We start from the raw sequence: 18,384 nt of genomic DNA on the forward strand, positions 1-18,384 counted from the left end.
TTCCATTATTCGCTGTCATCTAGGGCATTTTAGGTATTAAAAAATATGCCCTAGTGTTCAAACTCACCGTTTTCCAAAAACAAAATGACTTGCCGAGCCACTTCTTTATTGACCAGCATGCCTGTATGGGTAACGGGAAGGACGATATGGTCGTTGGCGCATTCTAGTCGAGTTTCGCTGACGTAGACAGTGCCATCATGAGCACAGTTTTCTGCCACTGCTGATTCGCCTTCTTTATTCAGTTTGCGATTATGATATTGCAAAAAAGGCTGTCCCAAGCCGCGCGGTTTATCGCCTGCGATCACGCCTAAATGGATATGTTCAGGACAGGACGTCGCTGTACCATCAAGCGCATCAACATAAGAACGTCCTACAATCAAAGGACTCAGACGCCATACATAATCGGCGCAAACACTCCCCACATGCGGCGTGCCCAGCGTGACACAGCGCCCAATTTGCCATTTGGGATAATTGGCCAAAAAATCACGAATAATCAATCCACCCAAACTATGACCGACCAAATCTATCGGTTGATCGGGGTTATGGTTGGCGCTCAGCCACTCATGTAGTCGCTGGCTGTTGGTTTGGATACTGTCGCGCATGCTGCGATAGCTGTATTGATGGGTGGCAAAGCCTTGCGCTTGTAAACGCTTCGCTAATGGACGCATCATCCAAGTTGTTTGATGCAAGCCATGTATCAAAATCACAAGGTTTTTTCGTGTAGGCGCTTTTTGTTCCATGTCTTTTTGTTGCATAACGGTGTCCAAGTGAATAATATTACAACTTTTATCAACGCTGGTTTATTATAACAAGCGAATAAGTAGTCTGCTTATATTAGCGCTTTAGGGGTAAGGGTTGTCAAATTATCTAAGTTTATTAATTTCAATGTTAGCTATTTTTGCGCTGTCAGGTTGTACCACTTATAGAGCGGAGAAACTACCAATTGTTCAAGTAGATATGCCAGAAATGGTTGTAGTAAGCGAACCTGTAGCAGCTAAGACACCTCTGCAAATTGCTACTTGGTCTCCAGATAAAACTGATGGTCGATTTGTAGCGATGACAGCTGGATACTTGACAAAATTTAATAACTGTCTTGCTTTAACTAGGGATAGTGACGAGGTGCCGACAAAAGATAATAGTCTTCTGTTAGTATTAGCAGATACGTCTTTTTCATGGGATGACGCTCAGGAAATATTACTATTTGAAGGAAAGCCTTATAAGATTGGCGATGAGCTTTATCTTGGTGGCGGAGCATTTACTTATCCTAAAGGAATCCTGACAGGTGAAAATATAAAGCTCAACTGGATAGACTGTGGTTTGAATAAAGGTTGGTTGGGCGGTTAAGTCTCATTAATAGTGTAAAAATTTAACAATACACGTATAAAACAAAACCGCCAAATCAGCGACTGATTTGGCGGTTTTTTATAAAAAAACGAGCAGTTATCGAAAATTTCGATTACATATAGTTTTCGATACTTGGACAAGAACACATAAGGTTCTTGTCACCGTACGCATCATCGACGCGTGCCACACTTGGCCAGAACTTGTTTGCACGGATGTAAGGCAGTGGGAACGCAGCAGTCTCACGGCTGTATGGATGTGTCCATTCTTCACCCGTAATCATAGCAGCCGTATGCGGTGCATTGACCAATGGATTGTCTTCTAGCGTCCAGTTGTCTTCGCCCGCTTTAGCTTTCATCGCTTCAGCTTTAATAGATTTCAGCGCGCTGATAAAGCGATCTAGTTCTTCTTTTGACTCAGACTCTGTTGGCTCAATCATCAGCGTGCCAGCGACTGGGAAGCTCATCGTTGGTGAGTGGAAACCATAATCCATCAAGCGCTTAGCGATATCGCTTTCCGTGATGCCAGTTTCTTCTTTTAACGGACGAATATCGATGATACATTCGTGAGCCACGCGGCCGTTTTTGCCTGCATACAGGACAGGGTAGTGACCTTTTAATTCGGCTGCCACATAGTTTGCGTTAAGTAACGCCAGTTCCGTCGCTTTTAATAGACCATCACGGCCCATCATAGCAATATACATCCATGAAATAGGCAAGATGCTCGCTGAACCATAAGGCGCAGCCGATACCGCTGAGCAGTCTTTTTGTGCATTATGAACAGGGCTTAGCGTATGGTTGGCCATGAAGGGTGCCAAATGCGCCTTCATACCGATAGGACCCATACCTGGACCGCCACCGCCATGCGGGATACAGAAGGTTTTGTGCAAGTTCATATGTAGTACATCAGCCCCAACGTCTGCAGGCTGCATCATGCCTACCTGAGCATTCATGTTCGCGCCGTCCATATAGACCTGACCACCATGCTTATGAGTCAAATCACAGATATGACGGATGCCTTCTTCAAACACGCCATGAGTCGATGGGTAAGTGATCATTAAAGCGCCCAAACGCTCGCTGTGCTCTTCACACTTGGCCGTTAGATCATCGATATCGACGTTGCCGTTTTCATCAGTTTTGACCACGACGACTTTCATGCCCATCATCATTGCAGTAGCAGGGTTGGTGCCATGCGCTGACTGAGGAATCAAGCATACATCACGATCCATCTCACCCAATGACTCATGATAACGGCGAATCGCGAGCAGACCAGCATATTCACCAGAGGCACCAGAGTTTGGCTGCATAGAGACATCATCAAAACCGGTAATGGCTTTTAATTGATCTTGCAAGCTATCAATCATCGCAATATAGCCAGTAACTTGATCACGCGGTGCAAAAGGATGCACATTGGCAAATTCAGGCCAAGTGATTGGTAGCATCTCACTGGTGGCGTTGAGCTTCATGGTACAGCTGCCAAGTGAAATCATGCTGCGATTCATCGCTAGATCTTTGTCTTCAAGCGACTTTAGGTAGCGTAGCATTTCATGCTCGGTATGATGCGAGTTGAATACTGGATGAGTCAAGATGTCATCCGTACGTAGGTGTGCGCTGTCAAGTGAGATGCGAGCTGTTTCAGGTAGATCGTGTGACTTGTTGACGAATAGCTGAGTCAAGATTTTGAAATCTTGCTGATCGCTAGTTTCACTAAAAGCAACGCTCAATTTGGTGTCGCTTAGACGCCATAAGTTGTAGCCAACGTTGTCTGCATTTTTAAAGATTTGCGTAGCCAATTTCTCTGAATCACAATCAACCACGACTGTATCGAAGAATTGATCATGTACCACATTTAGGCTGCTGTCATTGGCTTCTTTGATAGCATCAGCAAACGCAGTCGCAAACGCATGAATGCGAGTGGCAATACGTTTCACGCCGCCTGGACCATGATAGACCGCATACATACCAGCGAGGTTAGCTAGCAATACCTGCGAGGTACAGATGTTTGAGTTGGCTTTTTCGCGGCGGATATGCTGCTCACGCGTTTGTAGCGCCATACGTAATGCAGTATTGCCTTGTGCGTCTTTTGATACGCCAATGATACGACCAGGTGCTGAGCGTTTTGCTTTGTCAGAGAATGCAAAATAAGCGGCATGTGGACCGCCAAAGCCCATTGGAATACCAAAGCGCTGAGTACTACCTAGCGCTACGTCAGCACCCATGTCAGCTGGTGATTTTAATAACACCAAGCTCATGATATCACTGACGACACTGACATAGGTCTTGTTTTCTTTTACTGCACTGATGACGTCTGTTAAGTCTTTAACGTCGCCTTCAGCACCAACGTACTGAAATAGCGCACCGAAGTAGTCGCCAGATTTAGCCGTTTCAAAATCACCAACGACCACTTCCCAACCGAAGTATTTGGCACGAGTATTAATAACATCTAGCGTCTGCGGATAGACACGCTCATCGACGAAATACTGTGTTGATTTACTTTTGCTTACGCGCTTTGACATCGCCATCGCTTCTGCAGCGGCCGTTGCTTCATCAAGCAATGACGCACCAGCTAACTCAAGACCAGTCAAATCGATACATACTTGTTGGAAGTTCAGCAATGCTTCTAGACGACCTTGAGCGATTTCCGCTTGATAAGGTGTATAAGCGGTATACCAGCCTGGATTTTCAAGCACATTGCGCTGAATGACGGCAGGCATGCGAACCGGAGAGTAACCTTGACCGATATAGCTTTTGTTAACAGTAATGTCGTCTGCCATCGTGCGCAGTTTGGCAAGTGCAGCGTGCTCACTCATCGCCACTGGCAAGTCCAACTCTTTGTGCAAACGTACTGGCTCAGGCACAGTGTCATTGATAAAGCTTTGCATATCTTTATAACCAACAGCGCTGAGTAGGTCAGCTTGCTTGGTCTCGTTCGAACCTAAGTGGCGATAGACAAATTCAGCTTCGTTGAACAATCCTTGAAAGGTATCAAACGATGGGTTTTGAGAGATAGTCATGACAATCCTTGGTTAAGGGAGTAATAAACAAAATAGCAATTAAAGAAATAATGTGAGCGGTACGTTATACGTAATGCACGAACTGTTTTTGATCAAATCGGAACTGGGTATTATAAACGCCATTGTCAGCGCGCTCGCCTGCGCCAAGCATCATAACGATATGATGGTCGTCGCTAAGATTGAGCAACGCTTTCATGGCAGGCTCATCAAAGCCGCCCATAGGACAGCTATCAAACCCATAAGCACGTAATGCTAGCATGAGGTTTTCGGCGGCAAGCGCGGTGTTATTGGTTGCCCAGTTTTTGGTATCTTCAAACGTATAGTAAGGCGATTTGATCGGGCCTTTTACGCGTCTGACCACTTGCGTTGCACCCCATTTCGCAGCCGAAACCACGTTGGCTGGGCCGCGCAAAAAGTCCATCGTGACGACTTTATTGTAGTAGTCTTTCACTTTCTTAGGCACTGGTTGATCAGGGTATTCGCGCAATACTTGCTGAGCGTGATCGTGCCAAACATCAGTACGAGCAACGATGGCTATCAAACGGGCTGATGTTTTTGCTGCGTTTTGATTCATGCAGTTTTTGACGGCACGTTTGCGATTGTCAGCATCATCGATAACATAAAATTCCCACGGCTGTAGGTTGCTAGAGTTTGGTGCTAGCATGGCCAAACGCAGACAGTCTGCCAATACGTCATCAGGGATAGGTGTGTCAGTGAAACGACGCACGGAACGGCGTGACTCTACAATATCGCGAAACGCTTGTAGCTGCGGCGTATGGTTTGGTGTGGCGATGGGGTCTTTATTATCGGTGTTGGCATTCATACTAGGATCCATGCTGAGAATTGGGTTATCAGTTTGCGTCGTTATTGATAGCACGTATTCATTGGGATTCGAATAGGTGATCAATACGAGTCAATGAGATAACGCTTGAGAGCAATAACATCGGACGATAATGATTGTTGGAGATCTATATATAAAGCTGCTTTCAAATAACAAGCATGGTCAATGAGCCAATACTTTTCATTAGAAAGGTTTTTAAATCGTTTAAATAGAGAGTATAGATACCAGCTGCTGCCAGTATCTATAATGTTTAGTCGGGGCTAGTGCTTTGTATAAGCTAACGTCTTACAAGTGCTAATGTCTTGTGAGAGTATGTTTAGCTTACGTGCTTAGCTTATAAGTCGCTTTCGTACTCGTCAGCAGTCATTAGTGCTTCGTAGTCAGCGATGTTGTCAGGCTTCATTCTGAAGAACCAACCTTCGCCATATGGGTCAGAGTTGATGATTTCAGGATCATCTTCTAGTGCTTCGTTGATAGCGATCACTTCACCTGAAATAGGTGCATAAACGTCAGAAGCGGCTTTTACTGATTCAACGACTGAAACTTCGTCATCAACAGCGATGATATCGCCTACATCTGGTAGTTCAACGAATACCACATCACCCAATAGATCTTGAGCATGGTCAGTGATACCAACAGTGATCGTACCGTCGTCTTCTAGGCGTAGCCACTCGTGACTCGCAATATATTTTAGCTCTGCTGGGATGTTGCTCATGGTCTCTCTCCTAAGTGATAGAGGTTAATTAACAAAAGTAATGGAGGCTGGGCGCGTCGTCATTTTTATAATTATGTCTAAAACGACAACGCGCTCTAATAATAAGATTTATAAGACCTAAGAGTCAAACTGCTGCTTGCCATTACGGACGAAAGGCAGCTTCAATACGCGTACATCAACGAACTTACCTTTGCCGCGCAGATCGACCTGTACGTGATCATCTTCTGATAAACTGGCAGGCACACGGGCAATCGCGATGGAGTTTTTTAGGCTGGGGGAGAATGTGCCGCTGGTGATAATGCCAGTTTGCTCATTGTCAGTGCCTTGATTGATAGTCACTGTCATGCCTTCACGCAATACGCCGCGCGTGGTCAACAGCAGACCCACTTGTTTCATAGCGGTGTTGTCTTCTTTTGACTGCTTGCGTTTGCTGACCAATGCTTCACGGCCGACAAAGGCGCGATCGTCTTTAAGTGCTAGCGTCCAGCCCATGTTGCACTCGTAAGGGCTAATGGTCTCGTCCATGTCATGGCCATAAAGGTTCATGCCCGCTTCCATACGCAATGTATCACGTGCGCCAAGACCAGCAGGTTTGATGCCATTTGCTTTTAGTTGCTCAAAAAAAGCAGGGGCATCATCAGCATGCATAATGACTTCGACGCCATCTTCACCAGTATAGCCAGTACGAGCCACGAACCAATCTGTGCCTTCGATATCGGTCAAGTCAGCACCAACGAAAGGTTTTAGCCCTACTAAGGTATCTGCCCAATCTGGTTTGGCTTGAGCCAGCTTTGCAATAGCATTTGGACCTTGAACGGCGAGCATCGCAAGCTCAGGTCGCTCGGTAATCTCAATATTGAAACCTTCAGCGACTTTATTAAACTGTGCTAAATCTTTGTCACGAGTGGCTGCGTTAGAAACGATACGGTACTCAGTCTCCTCTGCATTCATGAGGTAGACGATCAAATCATCAATGACGCCGCCTTGCTCATTGAGCATGCCAGAGTACAGCGCTTTACCAGCGGTAGTGAGTTTGTTGACATCGTTTGCGAGCAGTCTTTGTAGCCATGCTTTGGTATCTGCGCCTTTGATATCTGTGACAACCATATGTGAGACATCAAACATACCTGCATCTGTACGTACTGCTTCGTGCTCTTCGATTTGTGAACCGTAATGAATTGGCAATTCCCAACCAGAGAAATCGACCAGTTTGCCTTCACTATCAATATGAGACTGGTAAAAAGGGGTGCGCTTTGGGGTTTGGTTGCTGCTAGAGTATTGAGAATGGGTATCAGTCATAACAAATCCTTATGTGTACATCAGTCGTACTCGGCAGAGTAAGGAGTGATGCGCAACGTAAAAGTAGCGAGAAGCAATATTGCAAGGCGCAAATATCACATCAAAGGGTGACACAGAAATCAAAGATAAAGACATAGGCCAAACAGACGCTGAACGTCGGTTTAAGCTAAAGCCCTATCTGTCCTGTGACCTGAGATTTTCAATACGAATCATCATTTTTGAGCAGTTATATGAGCCCTATCGTCGATGATAGCGTATTTTCTCCCCTTCGGTGGGTAAGACGTCGTCCGTTCTTACCACTCTCCAGATTTGTTATGCCTTTTGTTTGTTCGCGATGCGTGATTGATGGCATCAACGTAAACAATAATGACATACGTTTTTCAGTCCTTTTACCTGAGCGATTGGCAGGGTGGATGCGCCTTCGGTGGTCATATGGCAGTTTGTATCACCAATGCGGTTTGATACAAAATCTGTGCCAACAGACTCTCTCCTGAAAAACGCTTTTATTATGAAAGGTTCAAAGCGCTTTTACAAGTCATCAACGCCATTAAAGTAAATAAATTTGGCAAAAATGATGTTTTACTAGGATGGTTTGTTGAAGAGAGGCGAGTAGTAAGAGGAGATTTTTCATGTCTCCCAGTATTTTTTAGACTGCGCAAAACAGCATAGGACGGCAAAAATTACGATAGCAAAACGCAAAGCGACTACTGGTATTTGCCTGAAATATGCTAACCTACGCCCATAGTTACTGATAGGTGGTTTTTATGCATTGCGATATTTATAAATTTCCCAAACATGATGACATGTATGTGTATATTGCGCGTCCTGATTATCCTGATGATACCGATGAGATCAAAGATTGGCTTGGCGTACTGCCAAAGGATTTTCGTGCAGGTTTAGGCCGCAGCAAGTTTGTCATGCATCTTGATTTGGCGACGACGCCTACTCTGGCGCGTGTTGATAAAGAAGAAGTACTGGCAAAGCTAGAGTCCCAAGGCTATTTTGTGCAGATGCCACCACAAGATGTCATGCGCCGCCAAGCAGAGCTGCGCGCTCGTGAAGCGCAAGACAATATCTACGACTAGATACATTTTACGACTAGATAGCATTGACGATTGGTATGCGTATTGGCAAGAGGGTTGTGGCAAGGTGATTGAGAGAATTGTCTCTATAATGCCATGGATAAAATACTCACGACACATTTGGTCACATGCATTTGGGTAGAAAGTCGTGATAAACTGACACCCCATGACATCTACATAAAAAAATACAGATAGAAACTCACATGATGTGTGCATCGATTATGTATTTGATCTTATTTTGGTACGACAGAACGCACCATACACTGCTAGACACACAACGTGTTATCGGTGATAAACGCAGGTAATGAAACACGCATGGACTGGTTAAAAAATATCTTACATAGCTTACCATTAGAATCTATCAGTGACATTCTCGGTGAGATTGCCATCTGGTGGGGTCAAATGGTAAAAAACGTACCGCCCGCCGATTTGCCAATGTATGCGTATCTTGGCGGTTCCATTTTGGTGTTGGTGTTATGGTTGCTAGTCGCTCGCATATTGCCCAAACCACTCGGTGGTATGAGCTGGATGATACTGTTTGCAGTGTTATTGGCGCCAGGCACAGCGCTTGGCGATTCTAGTCAAATTGCACCGGCCAGTATCAGCGTCGTCTACGCTGTTATGATGAAGGACTTTGCAGGCGCGATTGCCAATATGTTACCAATATTGGTGGTACTGGTCATCGGTTTGTTTATCGGTTTTATGTGGCAGCTGATACGCGGCGCATTCGCATCGAGCTTGGACAAAGCTCGAAGTCGTACGGCCGAGGATACGCAAGCGACGATGCAACTGACGACAGGCAGTTATTTGGCAGAAGATGCTACCGTCACCGAAAAGTCCGATACTAACGTAAACCTAGAAAAAGACAGTACATTAGATAAGAAAGCTAATAGCGATATGTCCGATAAATGATAAAAGTAGACTAGGCATTAATATAAAGTTATTGTCTTAAAAAATAACCAAATACCTGAATGAAGAGACACCAATGCGTGTCTTTTTTTATGTCAGAGTGTTTACCAATCATATGAATGGTTAGAGGTATATAACCATGGTTCATAAAGGCGAACGCATGAGTATTTTGGCAATACGTCAGGCTGTGCTAATCTAATTTATCTTTTATTCATTATCAAATTTTTAGTTCTATTTATTTATCACCATATATTCATAACAATTCATCTATAACAACAATCGAGACCTGATTATGAGCAAGCAAACCTTTACCGGCACTCAAAATTATATCGCAACAGACGATTTACAACTGGCAGTGAATGCGGCCATGACATTACAAAAGCCGCTCCTTATCAAGGGTGAACCTGGTACAGGTAAGACACTGCTTGCAGAAGAAGTTGCTGAAAGTCTAGGGATGCCACTGATTACGTGGCACATCAAGTCGACGACCAAAGCTGAGCAGGGTTTATACGAGTACGATGCGGTATCGCGCCTGCGTGATTCGCAGTTGGGTGATGACAAGGTTTATGAGATTGGTAATTACATCAAGCCGGGCAAGCTGTGGGATGCTTTCACTAGCACTGAGCGCAGTGTGCTACTCATCGATGAGATCGATAAAGCAGATATCGAGTTCCCTAATGATTTGCTGCATGAGCTGGATAAGATGTCGTTTTATGTGTATGAGACGGGTGAAACCATTACCGCAGAGCAGCGTCCTGTGGTGATTATCACATCAAACAATGAAAAAGAGCTGCCCGATGCGTTTTTACGTCGCTGCTTCTTTCATTACATCGACTTTCCAGAAGAGCAAACCATGCGCCAAATCGTTGAGGTACATTTCCCCGATATTCAAGAAAAACTGGTCAACGATGCCTTAGATATATTCTACAAACTGCGCAACATTCAAGGCCTAAAAAAACCACCATCAACCTCTGAGTTGGTCGATTGGTTGACGTTATTGCTCGCTGATGACATGGCACAAAATGAGCTAGAAGAAAACTTACGCGGCGAAAAATCTATCCCGCCATTGTATGGGGCGCTACTGAAAAACGAAGCTGATGTGAATTTATTGCAGCGTTTTGCCAACATGATGCGCCGTTAAGCGTATCTAGGTGTTCAGTGATTTTTCCGTTTTACGTCAATCAGTGGTGCGTCTCTTATGTTCATAAAACTATTCTATACCTTGCGGACTTATGGCGTACCAGTCAGTACGCGTGAGCTGCTTGATCTCAATGCCGCGCTAGATAAAGGTCTAATGATGCAGCCGCATCCTGAAGATCCAGCACTGGCGACTTTTGCGAGCCGTGAGGACATGTATCGGCTGATTCGGCTGTGCATGGTCAAAGACGAGCGCCATTTTGATAAATTTGATCGTGCCATGGCAGATTATTTTGAAGGGGTTGATAGCCTTGATATGGATGCGCTGTTGGCTAAGCTGACGGATGTGCCTAAAGAATGGCTCGATCTAAAGCTCGACCCAAAGAACTTGACCGAAGAGCAAAGGCGTCTGCTAAAAAAATACGGCTCGCTTGAGGAGCTAATGAAGGCGTTAGAGGAGCGGTTAAAAGAGCAAAAAGCGCGTCACCAAGGCGGTAGTAAATGGGTAGGGACGGGCGGCACCTCGCCATTTGGTGCTTATGGGGATCATCCAGAAGGAGTACGCGTTGGCGGTGAATCGCGTAAACGTAGCGCAGCAAAAGTCTGGGAACAGCGTAAATATCGTAATCTTGATGATGATAATCAGCTTGGTACCCGTCAAATCCAAATGGCACTACGCAATCTACGTCAGTTCGCGCGCACAGGCAGTGCGGATGAGCTCGATATTCATGAGACCATTAAACGTACTGCCAAAAAAGGCGTGCTTGATATACATATGCAAGCCGAGCGCCGCAACCGTGTCAAGGTATTGATGCTATTTGACGTAGGCGGTAGTATGGATATCCATGTTGAAGCACTTGAGAAACTTTTCTCTGCGGCAAAGAACGAGTTTAAAACATTAGAGTTTTTCTATTTTCATAACTGTCTGTATGACTATGTGTGGAAGGACAATAATCGTCGCCATAGTGCACCGATGCCAACGTTTGAGCTGCTCAATAAATATGGTCGCGAGTATCGTGTCATCTTCGTCGGTGACGCATCGATGTCGCCCTATGAGCTGATGACCGTGGGCGGTAGCGTCGAGTATATGAACAATGAAGCAGGTATTGTATGGCTAAAGCGCGTACTTGAACACTTTGATAAAGTGGCGTGGCTCAATCCTGAAACGCCAAGCTATTGGCAGTACACGCAAACCATCGTTGAGATCAAGAAACTGTTTGAAAATAAGATGTATCCGATGACTTTACATGGTGTTGAGGAGATGACCCAGTATATGGCGCGGTAGTATCAGTCTACCTTTAGACGAGTAATATAAAAAAGCACTTAAAGCGACGTTATCGTTTTAAGTGCTTTTTTTATGTTAAGTAGTGCCAATTTTGAGGAGGCATATTAGCGACAAATGCTATGGTAAAGAGAGATACTAGTTTTTATTTTCAACCAGTCCAATCATCACGCCCATCTCTTTTTTATCTAGTTTATCGATAGTAGGTGCATACAGTGCTGAGGCAATGCCGCCATCCAAAAATAGCGCATTTGAGCAACCTAGCTCGTCTTTGAATAGAGTCGCAAACTGATAAAACGTCACAGGTACGTCTGTATTGACGAATTTTATGCTGCCATCTCGGCAAATACCAGCACCGTTACGCAGTTTGATGGAGGTGCTATCAGGATTGAACTGCGGATGTATCTCGTCATGGATGACTAGCATAGGACCAGATTGCGTCGCATACCAAGGTTGTGCGTTGCCAGTAGTGATCTGCTCATCTAAGGCGTGGCTTTCGGTGATTTGTACGTGACCAGCCTTGTCCCACCACATAACGCCATTGGGTAATAAATGAAAATTGCCACCACCTTCCTTTAGATTGAGCGATTTGACTTCCTTGCCTTTGATGACGGTATAGCCAATCGGTGCATAGTTTTCGTTATACATTCCTGCATTCATGGCAAAGTTTAAAGTTTCAGTCTTTGGTAAAGTAGATAACAACGTATCAAAGGTCAGCAGTGGTTGGTCATGAGAGGCTTGCCAAAATAGCTGCAGTGAGTAACGCGCACTTGCTAATGCAGTTGTATTCACACGGCAGACGCTATACGTAAATGGCGAGTCTTTTGTCTGGCATGACCAATTGTCTGTGTCGCTATTGACAGTATCTGTGTCTGTCTGCTGACAAGCGCTAAGGCCTAGCGTAAGCACTATCAATGATAACGATAAGGTAAAAATGGAGGTTGGCATCAATCACACGTCTTTTAACATAGGGGTATTTGTGGTTTGCTACTGCTTCATGAATAACGCTTGCGTACTATAGTCAATCCATTATAAAAGCGTTACAGCGTTAACCTCGCTTGAAGTATGACAGATACATCTGCGCTCGGTTGCCTTGTACCACTCTTAAATTGAATCAACTATACCTTTTAATTGCTATTAGGCGGATAGTCACGGAATGTATTATTCACATTGCCGATGAGTTGTCCACCATCGGTTATGATCGAGTGGTCAGTATCATACATAGAGCGGTGTCCAGTGGGTGCGCTGGTCTCTTTGCCTCTATCACGGGAGTCTTTATTATAAGCGATAAGCGCATCGTTATTGGCTAAGAAACTATCAGGATTGGCCATCACCCACATTTGATTGAAAATATCCGCACGCGCGCTATTATCAAGTAATGCGCCCTTATCCGTAAAGTAAAAAAACTTAGATAGTAGCTTAATCTGCCCGTCATCTAGACGGCGGGCGATATGATAAGGTTGCAGCTGACTCGGATGCTGTAAACCCACTGCGCCGACGATACTGGCCAATGATTTGAGCGTGTTTTTATGGAAACTTGCTACGCGCTCTGCTTTGCTAGGTACATCGAGCGCCTTTTGACGGTAAGGGTCTTGGGTAGCCACGCCTGTCGGGCAAGTATTAGTGTGGCAAGAGCGCGACTGAATACAGCCAACCGCAAACATAAAGCCGCGTGCCGAGTTACACCAATCGGCACCTAGCGCAATCATCCGTGCAATATCAAACCCTGAGACAATCTTGCCACTGACGCCAAGTCTGATCTTGTCACGAATGCCTGCACCGACCAAAGTGTTATGAACAAGCAAAAACCCTTCGACCATCGGCATGCCGACATTGTCCATAAACTCAACAGGCGCCGCACCTGTACCGCCTTCGGCACCATCAATAACAATAAAATCAGGATAGTTGTCTGTCTCTATCATGGCTTTGACAATCGCCATAAATTGCCAAGGCTGACCCACGCATAGCTTAAAGCCGACTGGCTTGCCGCCAGATAATTCACGTAGCTGCTGCCAAAAGGCGACAAGCTCACGCGGTGTACTAAACGCGGTATGTGAGGAGGGCGAAATACAGTCTTGACCCGTCGGCACTTGGCGAGTATCGGCAATCTCTTGAGTGATTTTGCTCGATGGCAACACGCCGCCTTTACCCGGTTTGGCACCTTGTGACAGTTTGATCTCGATCATTTTGACTTGTGGATCGACGGCTTTTTCGGCAAAAGACTGTGGGTCAAAATTGCCTTCGGCATCACGGCAGCCAAAATATCCTGTACCCAACTCCCAAATCAAATCGCCACCAAACTTGCGATGATAAGGGCTGATCGCGCCCTCTCCAGTATCATGGGTAAAGCCGCCAATCTTGGCACCTTGATTGAGCGCCATAATTGCGTTTGCTGACAGACTGCCAAAACTCATCGCCGAGATGTTGAATACCGACATGTCATGTGGCTGCTGGCAACGCTCGCCACCGACCATGATGCGAAAGTCTTTGTTTTCTAACGGCTGGCTAATGGCGGATTGCAAAAACCATTCTTTACCATGAGTGTAAAGATTGTCTAGCGTACCGAAGGCATTGGTATCGCTGACGTTCTTTGCCCGCTGATACACTAGCGCGCGCTGCTGGCGTGAAAACGGCACCTGCTCTTTGTCATCCTCAAGCAAATACTGACGAATCTCTGGACGAAAATCCTCTAGTACGTAGCGTATATGTCCTGCTATCGGGTAGTTTTTTAGCACTGAATGCTTGGACTGAATCAGATCATAAATACCGAGTCCTACGCCAAAACCGCCAATCACGATCAACCAACCGTGCATCAGTAGCAATCCTGCTAATAATAGACAAATGGCTGCACCCAGCGTGCTATAGCGTAGCAGCAACCCGACAAAATACGGCGATCTGGTTTTGGGTTCAGGGTGTAGATTGGTACGAGATTCAGGCATAACGAGGCTCAATAGTCATTGTAAATATAGATAAGACGCTCAAATTTGTCGCGTACATCATACACTGATGAAGTTGCCACGTCGGTATCATTGGGTAACAGTATACTAATGCTGGCAAATTTCAGCAGGTAATTCTGACCAATATTTGCTCATCCTCTATAGCATCAAACGTGATCGCAACGGGTAAAAACTGCTCAATGAGCCACGCTTGGGTTTTACTGTGTTCGCTAATAATCCGTGCGCTAAATGCACCGCCGCCTGATAAGGCTAATGGTAATAGCAGTTGATCAGTTAAATATTCATCAATCAGCGCACCGGTGTCAAACAAATAACGCTTTACTAAGCCTGACAAACGACCACCTATCTTTTCTGCTGAGCTGCGTTTTTCTCCTAGTAAGGTAAATATTTCAGAGTGATATTCTTTATGATTTTGCATGTCACTAATCTCATGAGTGACTTTTGCATAGCACGTATTGCCTTCCCCGATACCGTGTAATTTATTACCACGCGTTGTAATAAGCGCCTCATCAATCCCTGCCTCAACCAACGCCGCTTTGGCACTGGCAAGCTCACGCTGGCAAATAGCGTATTCTAGATTGAGCACGCTTGCGACCAGCTCTATGCTGACAAGCTTACCGTGTTCCGTGAGGTCTAATCGTGGAGTGGTGGCACGTCGCACAAACGGCGCAATAGTTGCTTTAATCACGCCGCCACCAATAGGGGCAAAGCCTACTTGCTGTAATTCAATACCCATTTGCATACCTAATTTATCCAGCATAGGTACAAACGCCTGCTGCAAAAAATCTGTCGTTGGCGCGAGTGGGTTGTGCGTGCCACCTGTGATGGTAACGGTTGATTTTTGATTTAAGCCAGTGTTGGCAAAGAGTAGGGCAGGCAGCAGCGTTTGTAGCACAAGGCTGGTGCTGCCCGCTGAGCCGATATCAAAGGTATAGTCACCCGCTTGTACAGTACTTGGCGTAAAAGTAAAGACCATACTACCCAAATGCGCGCCTGTGACCACCGCATTTGATATTTGTTGTGACGCTTGCACACACATCAAATGTTGGCGCATCAGCCCAGACTTGGCACGTCCTGCGCGGATATTGATTATTTCAATCGGTGTGCCTGTGAGCATCGATAACGACAGCGCGGTACGGATAATTTGTCCGCCGCCTTCGCCTGTGCTGCCGTCGATTTTTAGAATTTTATGTGTTGATGCTGGCATGATAAATGTCTTTATGGTTTGTATGACTACTGATTGGTGATGTTTTTAATGGGCATAATAAAATGCTTCCCAATACTTTTCGGGTCGCATTTAAAATAAGATTGAAACCGACTGTCAGTGTCTGGTGGTAAGGTCTAAATGGTGCATTGTGCCTAGTGACGAGTACGAGGCATGAGTTGTGAAAAATGCGTTTGCCCGCAACGCGTAGCAGCCACGACAGTATGTTTTCAACCCCCTGCTGTGGGACGCGGGGTCTGACACTCGCCCAATCGGTTCCAAAAGGGGAGTCTGCTGACTTATGCTAAGCTCGCAGAGAATTTGGTATTATTGGTCTAGTATTTATTGCGCGACATTATTATTCAATAAGATCAATTTGCCAGTTATTGGCTTGAATGACAAGATTAATCTTGCGCAGTTTCATGGCAATATCATCGGCTTGTTTTTGTAAGCCTGCTACCGAGACCATGACATGCCACTTAATCTCGCGAGGGCTATAACGATCAACCTCGGTGTCGGTGGCTTCAATCGCCTCCATCAACAGCTTGTGACGCATCTCTAAGGTGTCGCGCTCAATCAACAGCGTCAGCATCGATTGACCGTCATTGGTCTTAGCAATGGCATTAGTGCGATGAATACGCTCAATCAATACACTTAATTCGGTAATGATTTGGCTGGCATCGATCATCAACGCGTTTGGGTCTTCATTTGGCGTATCGCCTTCTTGGACTTTGATATTGCTGCGAATGCGTCCTTTGATTTGTGCTAGTTTTTTTTGCATATCGCTACGGATCAGTAGGGCTTCTGCGAGTTTCATTTTTGTTTTCCTTATTTTTAATCGTAGCGAAGAAATAATGGATTGTCAGCGCTGTCCTCAACTAGCCATACTGAGCTTTTAGCTAAATCCATGATTTCAACAAGCTGTATATCTCTATCATTAAATTCAGTTCTTTGTCTTCTGAGATTAACGTAATTTTCTACTATTACTTGTTTTAAGTTCTCAACAAACAATGGCTTGTTTTCAATTTCATACCAATCGTCAAATGCTTCATCAAAATTGGTATAAAATTGCTCAAAACGTTTTACAGTCGGACACGGATTTGGTAAGTCCAGATAAAGCAAAAATAGTAATATATGCTCTACAAAACTCGATAAACTATAAAAGAAGTAGGTCTCAGTGCCTTGCGTAAACTTAAACTCAGCGCATGCCAGTCCCCAATACAAGTCGTAATATTCTGCGCATAGATACCCTTCTTCTTTACGAGAACGAAGCAGTGGAGTCGTTATTTTTTCGTATTTGTTTTTCATGATTGTCCTTCTATAAATCACCCCTTCACACACACCACCTGCCGCAAGGTATGCACCACTTCCACCAAGTCGCTTTGTGCGCTCATCACGTCTTCAATGTTTTTGTACGCCGCTGGGATTTCGTCAATCACGTCTGCATCTTTACGACATTCTACGCCTTTGGTTTGGGCAATTTGGTCATCAATAGTAAATACTTTTTTCGCCTCAGTGCGTGACATCACGCGACCTGCGCCATGCGAGCAAGAGCAAAACGACTCCTCGTTGCCTTTACCTTTGACGATAAAGGATTTTGCGCCCATGGAGCCTGGGATGATGCCGTATTCGCCGACGCTTGCGCGCACCGCACCTTTACGTGTGACAAAGACTTCCTCGCCGTAGTGCTCTTCTTTTGCCACATAGTTGTGGTGACAGTTGACCGCTTTGACCGCTGCATCGAAAGGTTTTGTCACGATCTGACGCAGTGCTTTGATGGCTTTTTCCATCATGATTTCGCGGTTTTTAAAGGCAAAGCGCTGCGCCCAGCCAACCGCAAACCAATAATCCTCAAAATGCTCTGTGCCCTCGGCAAAGTACGCCAAATCCTTATCAGGCAGATTAATAAACCATTTGCGCATGTCCTCGCGCGCCAGCTCAATAAAGTAGCGCCCGATGGCATTGCCCACGCCGCGTGAGCCTGAATGCAGCATGATCCACACTTGATTGGTCTCATCAAGGCACACCTCGACAAAGTGATTGCCTGTACCCAGCGTGCCCAAATGCTTTAGGTTGTTGGTGTTTTTTAGTTTGGGGTGCTTTTGGGTGATGTAATTAAAATCATCGACCAGCGTACCCCAACCATTCATCACGGTGTCATCAGGGTTTGCCCATGCGCCCACATCACGACGCGAGCCGCGACCGCGCGTTTTGCTACGACCGTGTGGAATGGCTTTTTCCAGCTCCGTGCGCAGTCCGTGCAGATTGTCGGGCAAATCATCTGCGGTTAGGGTAGTTTGCACCGCCATCATGCCACAGCCGATATCAACGCCGACTGCTGCTGGGATAAACGCTTCTTTGGTCGGCAGCACCGTCCCGATGGTCGCGCCGATACCGACATGGACATCAGGCATCACCGCGAGCCACTTATAAATAAAGGGCATCTTTGAGGCTTTGATCAGCTGGTCGTGCGCTTTTGGATCGACAGGCACACCTTTGGTCCATAGGCGGATTGGAGTTCCGCCATCTTGAATAATGTTGTGTGTCATAGGTTGCATCATGTGCTCCTTAGCTTTTTATAAACATGTTTTGTCTGTACTTTAT

General features: G+C 45.5%; 16 protein-coding genes and 2 riboswitches. Of the genes, 5 read left to right on the top strand and 11 right to left on the bottom strand.

The window, feature by feature from the left end; translation table 11 throughout:
• Positions 1-50: 50 nt before the first annotated feature.
• Positions 51-755: a lipase family alpha/beta hydrolase gene (locus QO189_RS08980; RefSeq protein ID WP_371532466.1), complete on the bottom strand. Its 705-nt coding sequence runs from the start codon at positions 753-755 to the stop codon at positions 51-53.
• 100 nt (positions 756-855) lie between these two features.
• Here QO189_RS08980 and QO189_RS08985 point away from each other — a divergent pair, with 100 nt between their 5' ends.
• Positions 856-1,344, top strand: coding sequence for a hypothetical protein (locus tag QO189_RS08985; protein WP_371532467.1), 489 nt, complete (start codon positions 856-858; stop codon positions 1,342-1,344).
• A gap of 112 nt (positions 1,345-1,456) precedes the next feature.
• Here QO189_RS08985 and gcvP read toward each other — a convergent pair whose 3' ends face one another.
• The 4 genes from gcvP to gcvT all read right to left on the bottom strand — a co-directional run bounded on the left by gcvP (position 1,457) and on the right by gcvT (position 7,209).
• Positions 1,457-4,354, bottom strand: coding sequence for an aminomethyl-transferring glycine dehydrogenase (gcvP, locus tag QO189_RS08990; RefSeq protein WP_371532468.1), 2,898 nt, complete (start codon positions 4,352-4,354; stop codon positions 1,457-1,459).
• Between the two features lie 64 nt (positions 4,355-4,418).
• On the bottom strand, positions 4,419-5,177 hold the full coding sequence (locus QO189_RS08995) for a nitroreductase family protein (protein ID WP_371532469.1): 759 nt from the start codon (positions 5,175-5,177) through the stop codon (positions 4,419-4,421).
• A 352-nt stretch (positions 5,178-5,529) separates the two neighbouring features.
• Positions 5,530-5,910: a glycine cleavage system protein GcvH gene (gcvH, locus tag QO189_RS09000; RefSeq protein ID WP_201598259.1), complete on the bottom strand. Its 381-nt coding sequence runs from the start codon at positions 5,908-5,910 to the stop codon at positions 5,530-5,532.
• A 117-nt stretch (positions 5,911-6,027) separates the two neighbouring features.
• Positions 6,028-7,209 (bottom strand): glycine cleavage system aminomethyltransferase GcvT, encoded by a 1,182-nt coding sequence (gene gcvT, locus QO189_RS09005; protein WP_371532470.1) that lies wholly within the window; start codon positions 7,207-7,209, stop codon positions 6,028-6,030.
• 168 nt (positions 7,210-7,377) lie between these two features.
• Positions 7,378-7,526, bottom strand: a riboswitch (glycine riboswitch).
• Between the two features lie 54 nt (positions 7,527-7,580).
• A riboswitch (glycine riboswitch) is annotated at positions 7,581-7,712 on the bottom strand.
• A gap of 261 nt (positions 7,713-7,973) precedes the next feature.
• Here gcvT and QO189_RS09010 point away from each other — a divergent pair.
• The 4 genes from QO189_RS09010 to QO189_RS09025 all read left to right on the top strand — a co-directional run bounded on the left by QO189_RS09010 (position 7,974) and on the right by QO189_RS09025 (position 11,622).
• Complete coding sequence (locus QO189_RS09010; RefSeq protein ID WP_201598249.1) at positions 7,974-8,294, top strand: YcgL domain-containing protein; 321 nt, start codon at positions 7,974-7,976, stop codon at positions 8,292-8,294.
• 312 nt (positions 8,295-8,606) lie between these two features.
• A complete protein-coding gene (locus QO189_RS09015; protein ID WP_371532471.1) occupies positions 8,607-9,203 on the top strand; it encodes a hypothetical protein in 597 nt (198 codons plus the stop codon).
• A 289-nt stretch (positions 9,204-9,492) separates the two neighbouring features.
• On the top strand, positions 9,493-10,341 hold the full coding sequence (locus QO189_RS09020) for an AAA family ATPase (protein WP_371532472.1): 849 nt from the start codon (positions 9,493-9,495) through the stop codon (positions 10,339-10,341).
• Between the two features lie 57 nt (positions 10,342-10,398).
• The gene (locus tag QO189_RS09025; protein ID WP_371532473.1) at positions 10,399-11,622 is read left to right on the top strand and encodes a VWA domain-containing protein; all 1,224 of its coding nucleotides are present in this window, start codon (positions 10,399-10,401) and stop codon (positions 11,620-11,622) included.
• A 135-nt stretch (positions 11,623-11,757) separates the two neighbouring features.
• On the opposite strand, the gene QO189_RS09030 is transcribed toward QO189_RS09025, so the two are convergent.
• The 6 genes from QO189_RS09030 to QO189_RS09055 form a co-directional block, all read right to left on the bottom strand.
• On the bottom strand, positions 11,758-12,567 hold the full coding sequence (locus QO189_RS09030) for a phosphodiester glycosidase family protein (RefSeq protein WP_371532474.1): 810 nt from the start codon (positions 12,565-12,567) through the stop codon (positions 11,758-11,760).
• Positions 12,568-12,746: 179 nt separating this feature from the next.
• A complete protein-coding gene (locus QO189_RS09035; RefSeq protein WP_371532475.1) occupies positions 12,747-14,558 on the bottom strand; it encodes an FMN-binding glutamate synthase family protein in 1,812 nt (603 codons plus the stop codon).
• A gap of 121 nt (positions 14,559-14,679) precedes the next feature.
• The gene (rtcA, locus tag QO189_RS09040) at positions 14,680-15,783 is read right to left on the bottom strand and encodes an RNA 3'-terminal phosphate cyclase (protein WP_371532476.1); all 1,104 of its coding nucleotides are present in this window, start codon (positions 15,781-15,783) and stop codon (positions 14,680-14,682) included.
• A 355-nt stretch (positions 15,784-16,138) separates the two neighbouring features.
• Positions 16,139-16,597: a DIP1984 family protein gene (locus tag QO189_RS09045; protein WP_371532477.1), complete on the bottom strand. Its 459-nt coding sequence runs from the start codon at positions 16,595-16,597 to the stop codon at positions 16,139-16,141.
• Between the two features lie 17 nt (positions 16,598-16,614).
• On the bottom strand, positions 16,615-17,088 hold the full coding sequence (locus tag QO189_RS09050) for a hypothetical protein (protein WP_371532478.1): 474 nt from the start codon (positions 17,086-17,088) through the stop codon (positions 16,615-16,617).
• Positions 17,089-17,105: 17 nt separating this feature from the next.
• Positions 17,106-18,341, bottom strand: coding sequence for an RtcB family protein (locus QO189_RS09055; protein ID WP_371532479.1), 1,236 nt, complete (start codon positions 18,339-18,341; stop codon positions 17,106-17,108).
• Positions 18,342-18,384 lie beyond the last annotated feature (43 nt).

The organism is Psychrobacter sp. Arc29 (assembly GCF_041431175.1).
Lineage (GTDB): Bacteria > Pseudomonadota > Gammaproteobacteria > Pseudomonadales > Moraxellaceae > Psychrobacter.

Coding starts and splice junctions, on each gene's coding strand:
- QO189_RS09015 (WP_371532471.1), top strand. CDS start 8,607: ATGGACTGGTTAAAAAATATCTTACATAGCTTACCATTAGAATCTATC.
- gcvH (WP_201598259.1), bottom strand. CDS start 5,910: ATGAGCAACATCCCAGCAGAGCTAAAATATATTGCGAGTCACGAGTGG.
- QO189_RS09050 (WP_371532478.1), bottom strand. CDS start 17,088: ATGAAAAACAAATACGAAAAAATAACGACTCCACTGCTTCGTTCTCGT.
- QO189_RS09045 (WP_371532477.1), bottom strand. CDS start 16,597: ATGAAACTCGCAGAAGCCCTACTGATCCGTAGCGATATGCAAAAAAAA.
- QO189_RS09030 (WP_371532474.1), bottom strand. CDS start 12,567: ATGCCAACCTCCATTTTTACCTTATCGTTATCATTGATAGTGCTTACG.
- gcvP (WP_371532468.1), bottom strand. CDS start 4,354: ATGACTATCTCTCAAAACCCATCGTTTGATACCTTTCAAGGATTGTTC.
- QO189_RS08995 (WP_371532469.1), bottom strand. CDS start 5,177: ATGAATGCCAACACCGATAATAAAGACCCCATCGCCACACCAAACCAT.
- QO189_RS09010 (WP_201598249.1), top strand. CDS start 7,974: ATGCATTGCGATATTTATAAATTTCCCAAACATGATGACATGTATGTG.
- QO189_RS09025 (WP_371532473.1), top strand. CDS start 10,399: ATGTTCATAAAACTATTCTATACCTTGCGGACTTATGGCGTACCAGTC.
- QO189_RS09035 (WP_371532475.1), bottom strand. CDS start 14,558: ATGCCTGAATCTCGTACCAATCTACACCCTGAACCCAAAACCAGATCG.
- rtcA (WP_371532476.1), bottom strand. CDS start 15,783: ATGCCAGCATCAACACATAAAATTCTAAAAATCGACGGCAGCACAGGC.
- QO189_RS09055 (WP_371532479.1), bottom strand. CDS start 18,341: ATGATGCAACCTATGACACACAACATTATTCAAGATGGCGGAACTCCA.
- gcvT (WP_371532470.1), bottom strand. CDS start 7,209: ATGACTGATACCCATTCTCAATACTCTAGCAGCAACCAAACCCCAAAG.
- QO189_RS08980 (WP_371532466.1), bottom strand. CDS start 755: ATGCAACAAAAAGACATGGAACAAAAAGCGCCTACACGAAAAAACCTT.
- QO189_RS09020 (WP_371532472.1), top strand. CDS start 9,493: ATGAGCAAGCAAACCTTTACCGGCACTCAAAATTATATCGCAACAGAC.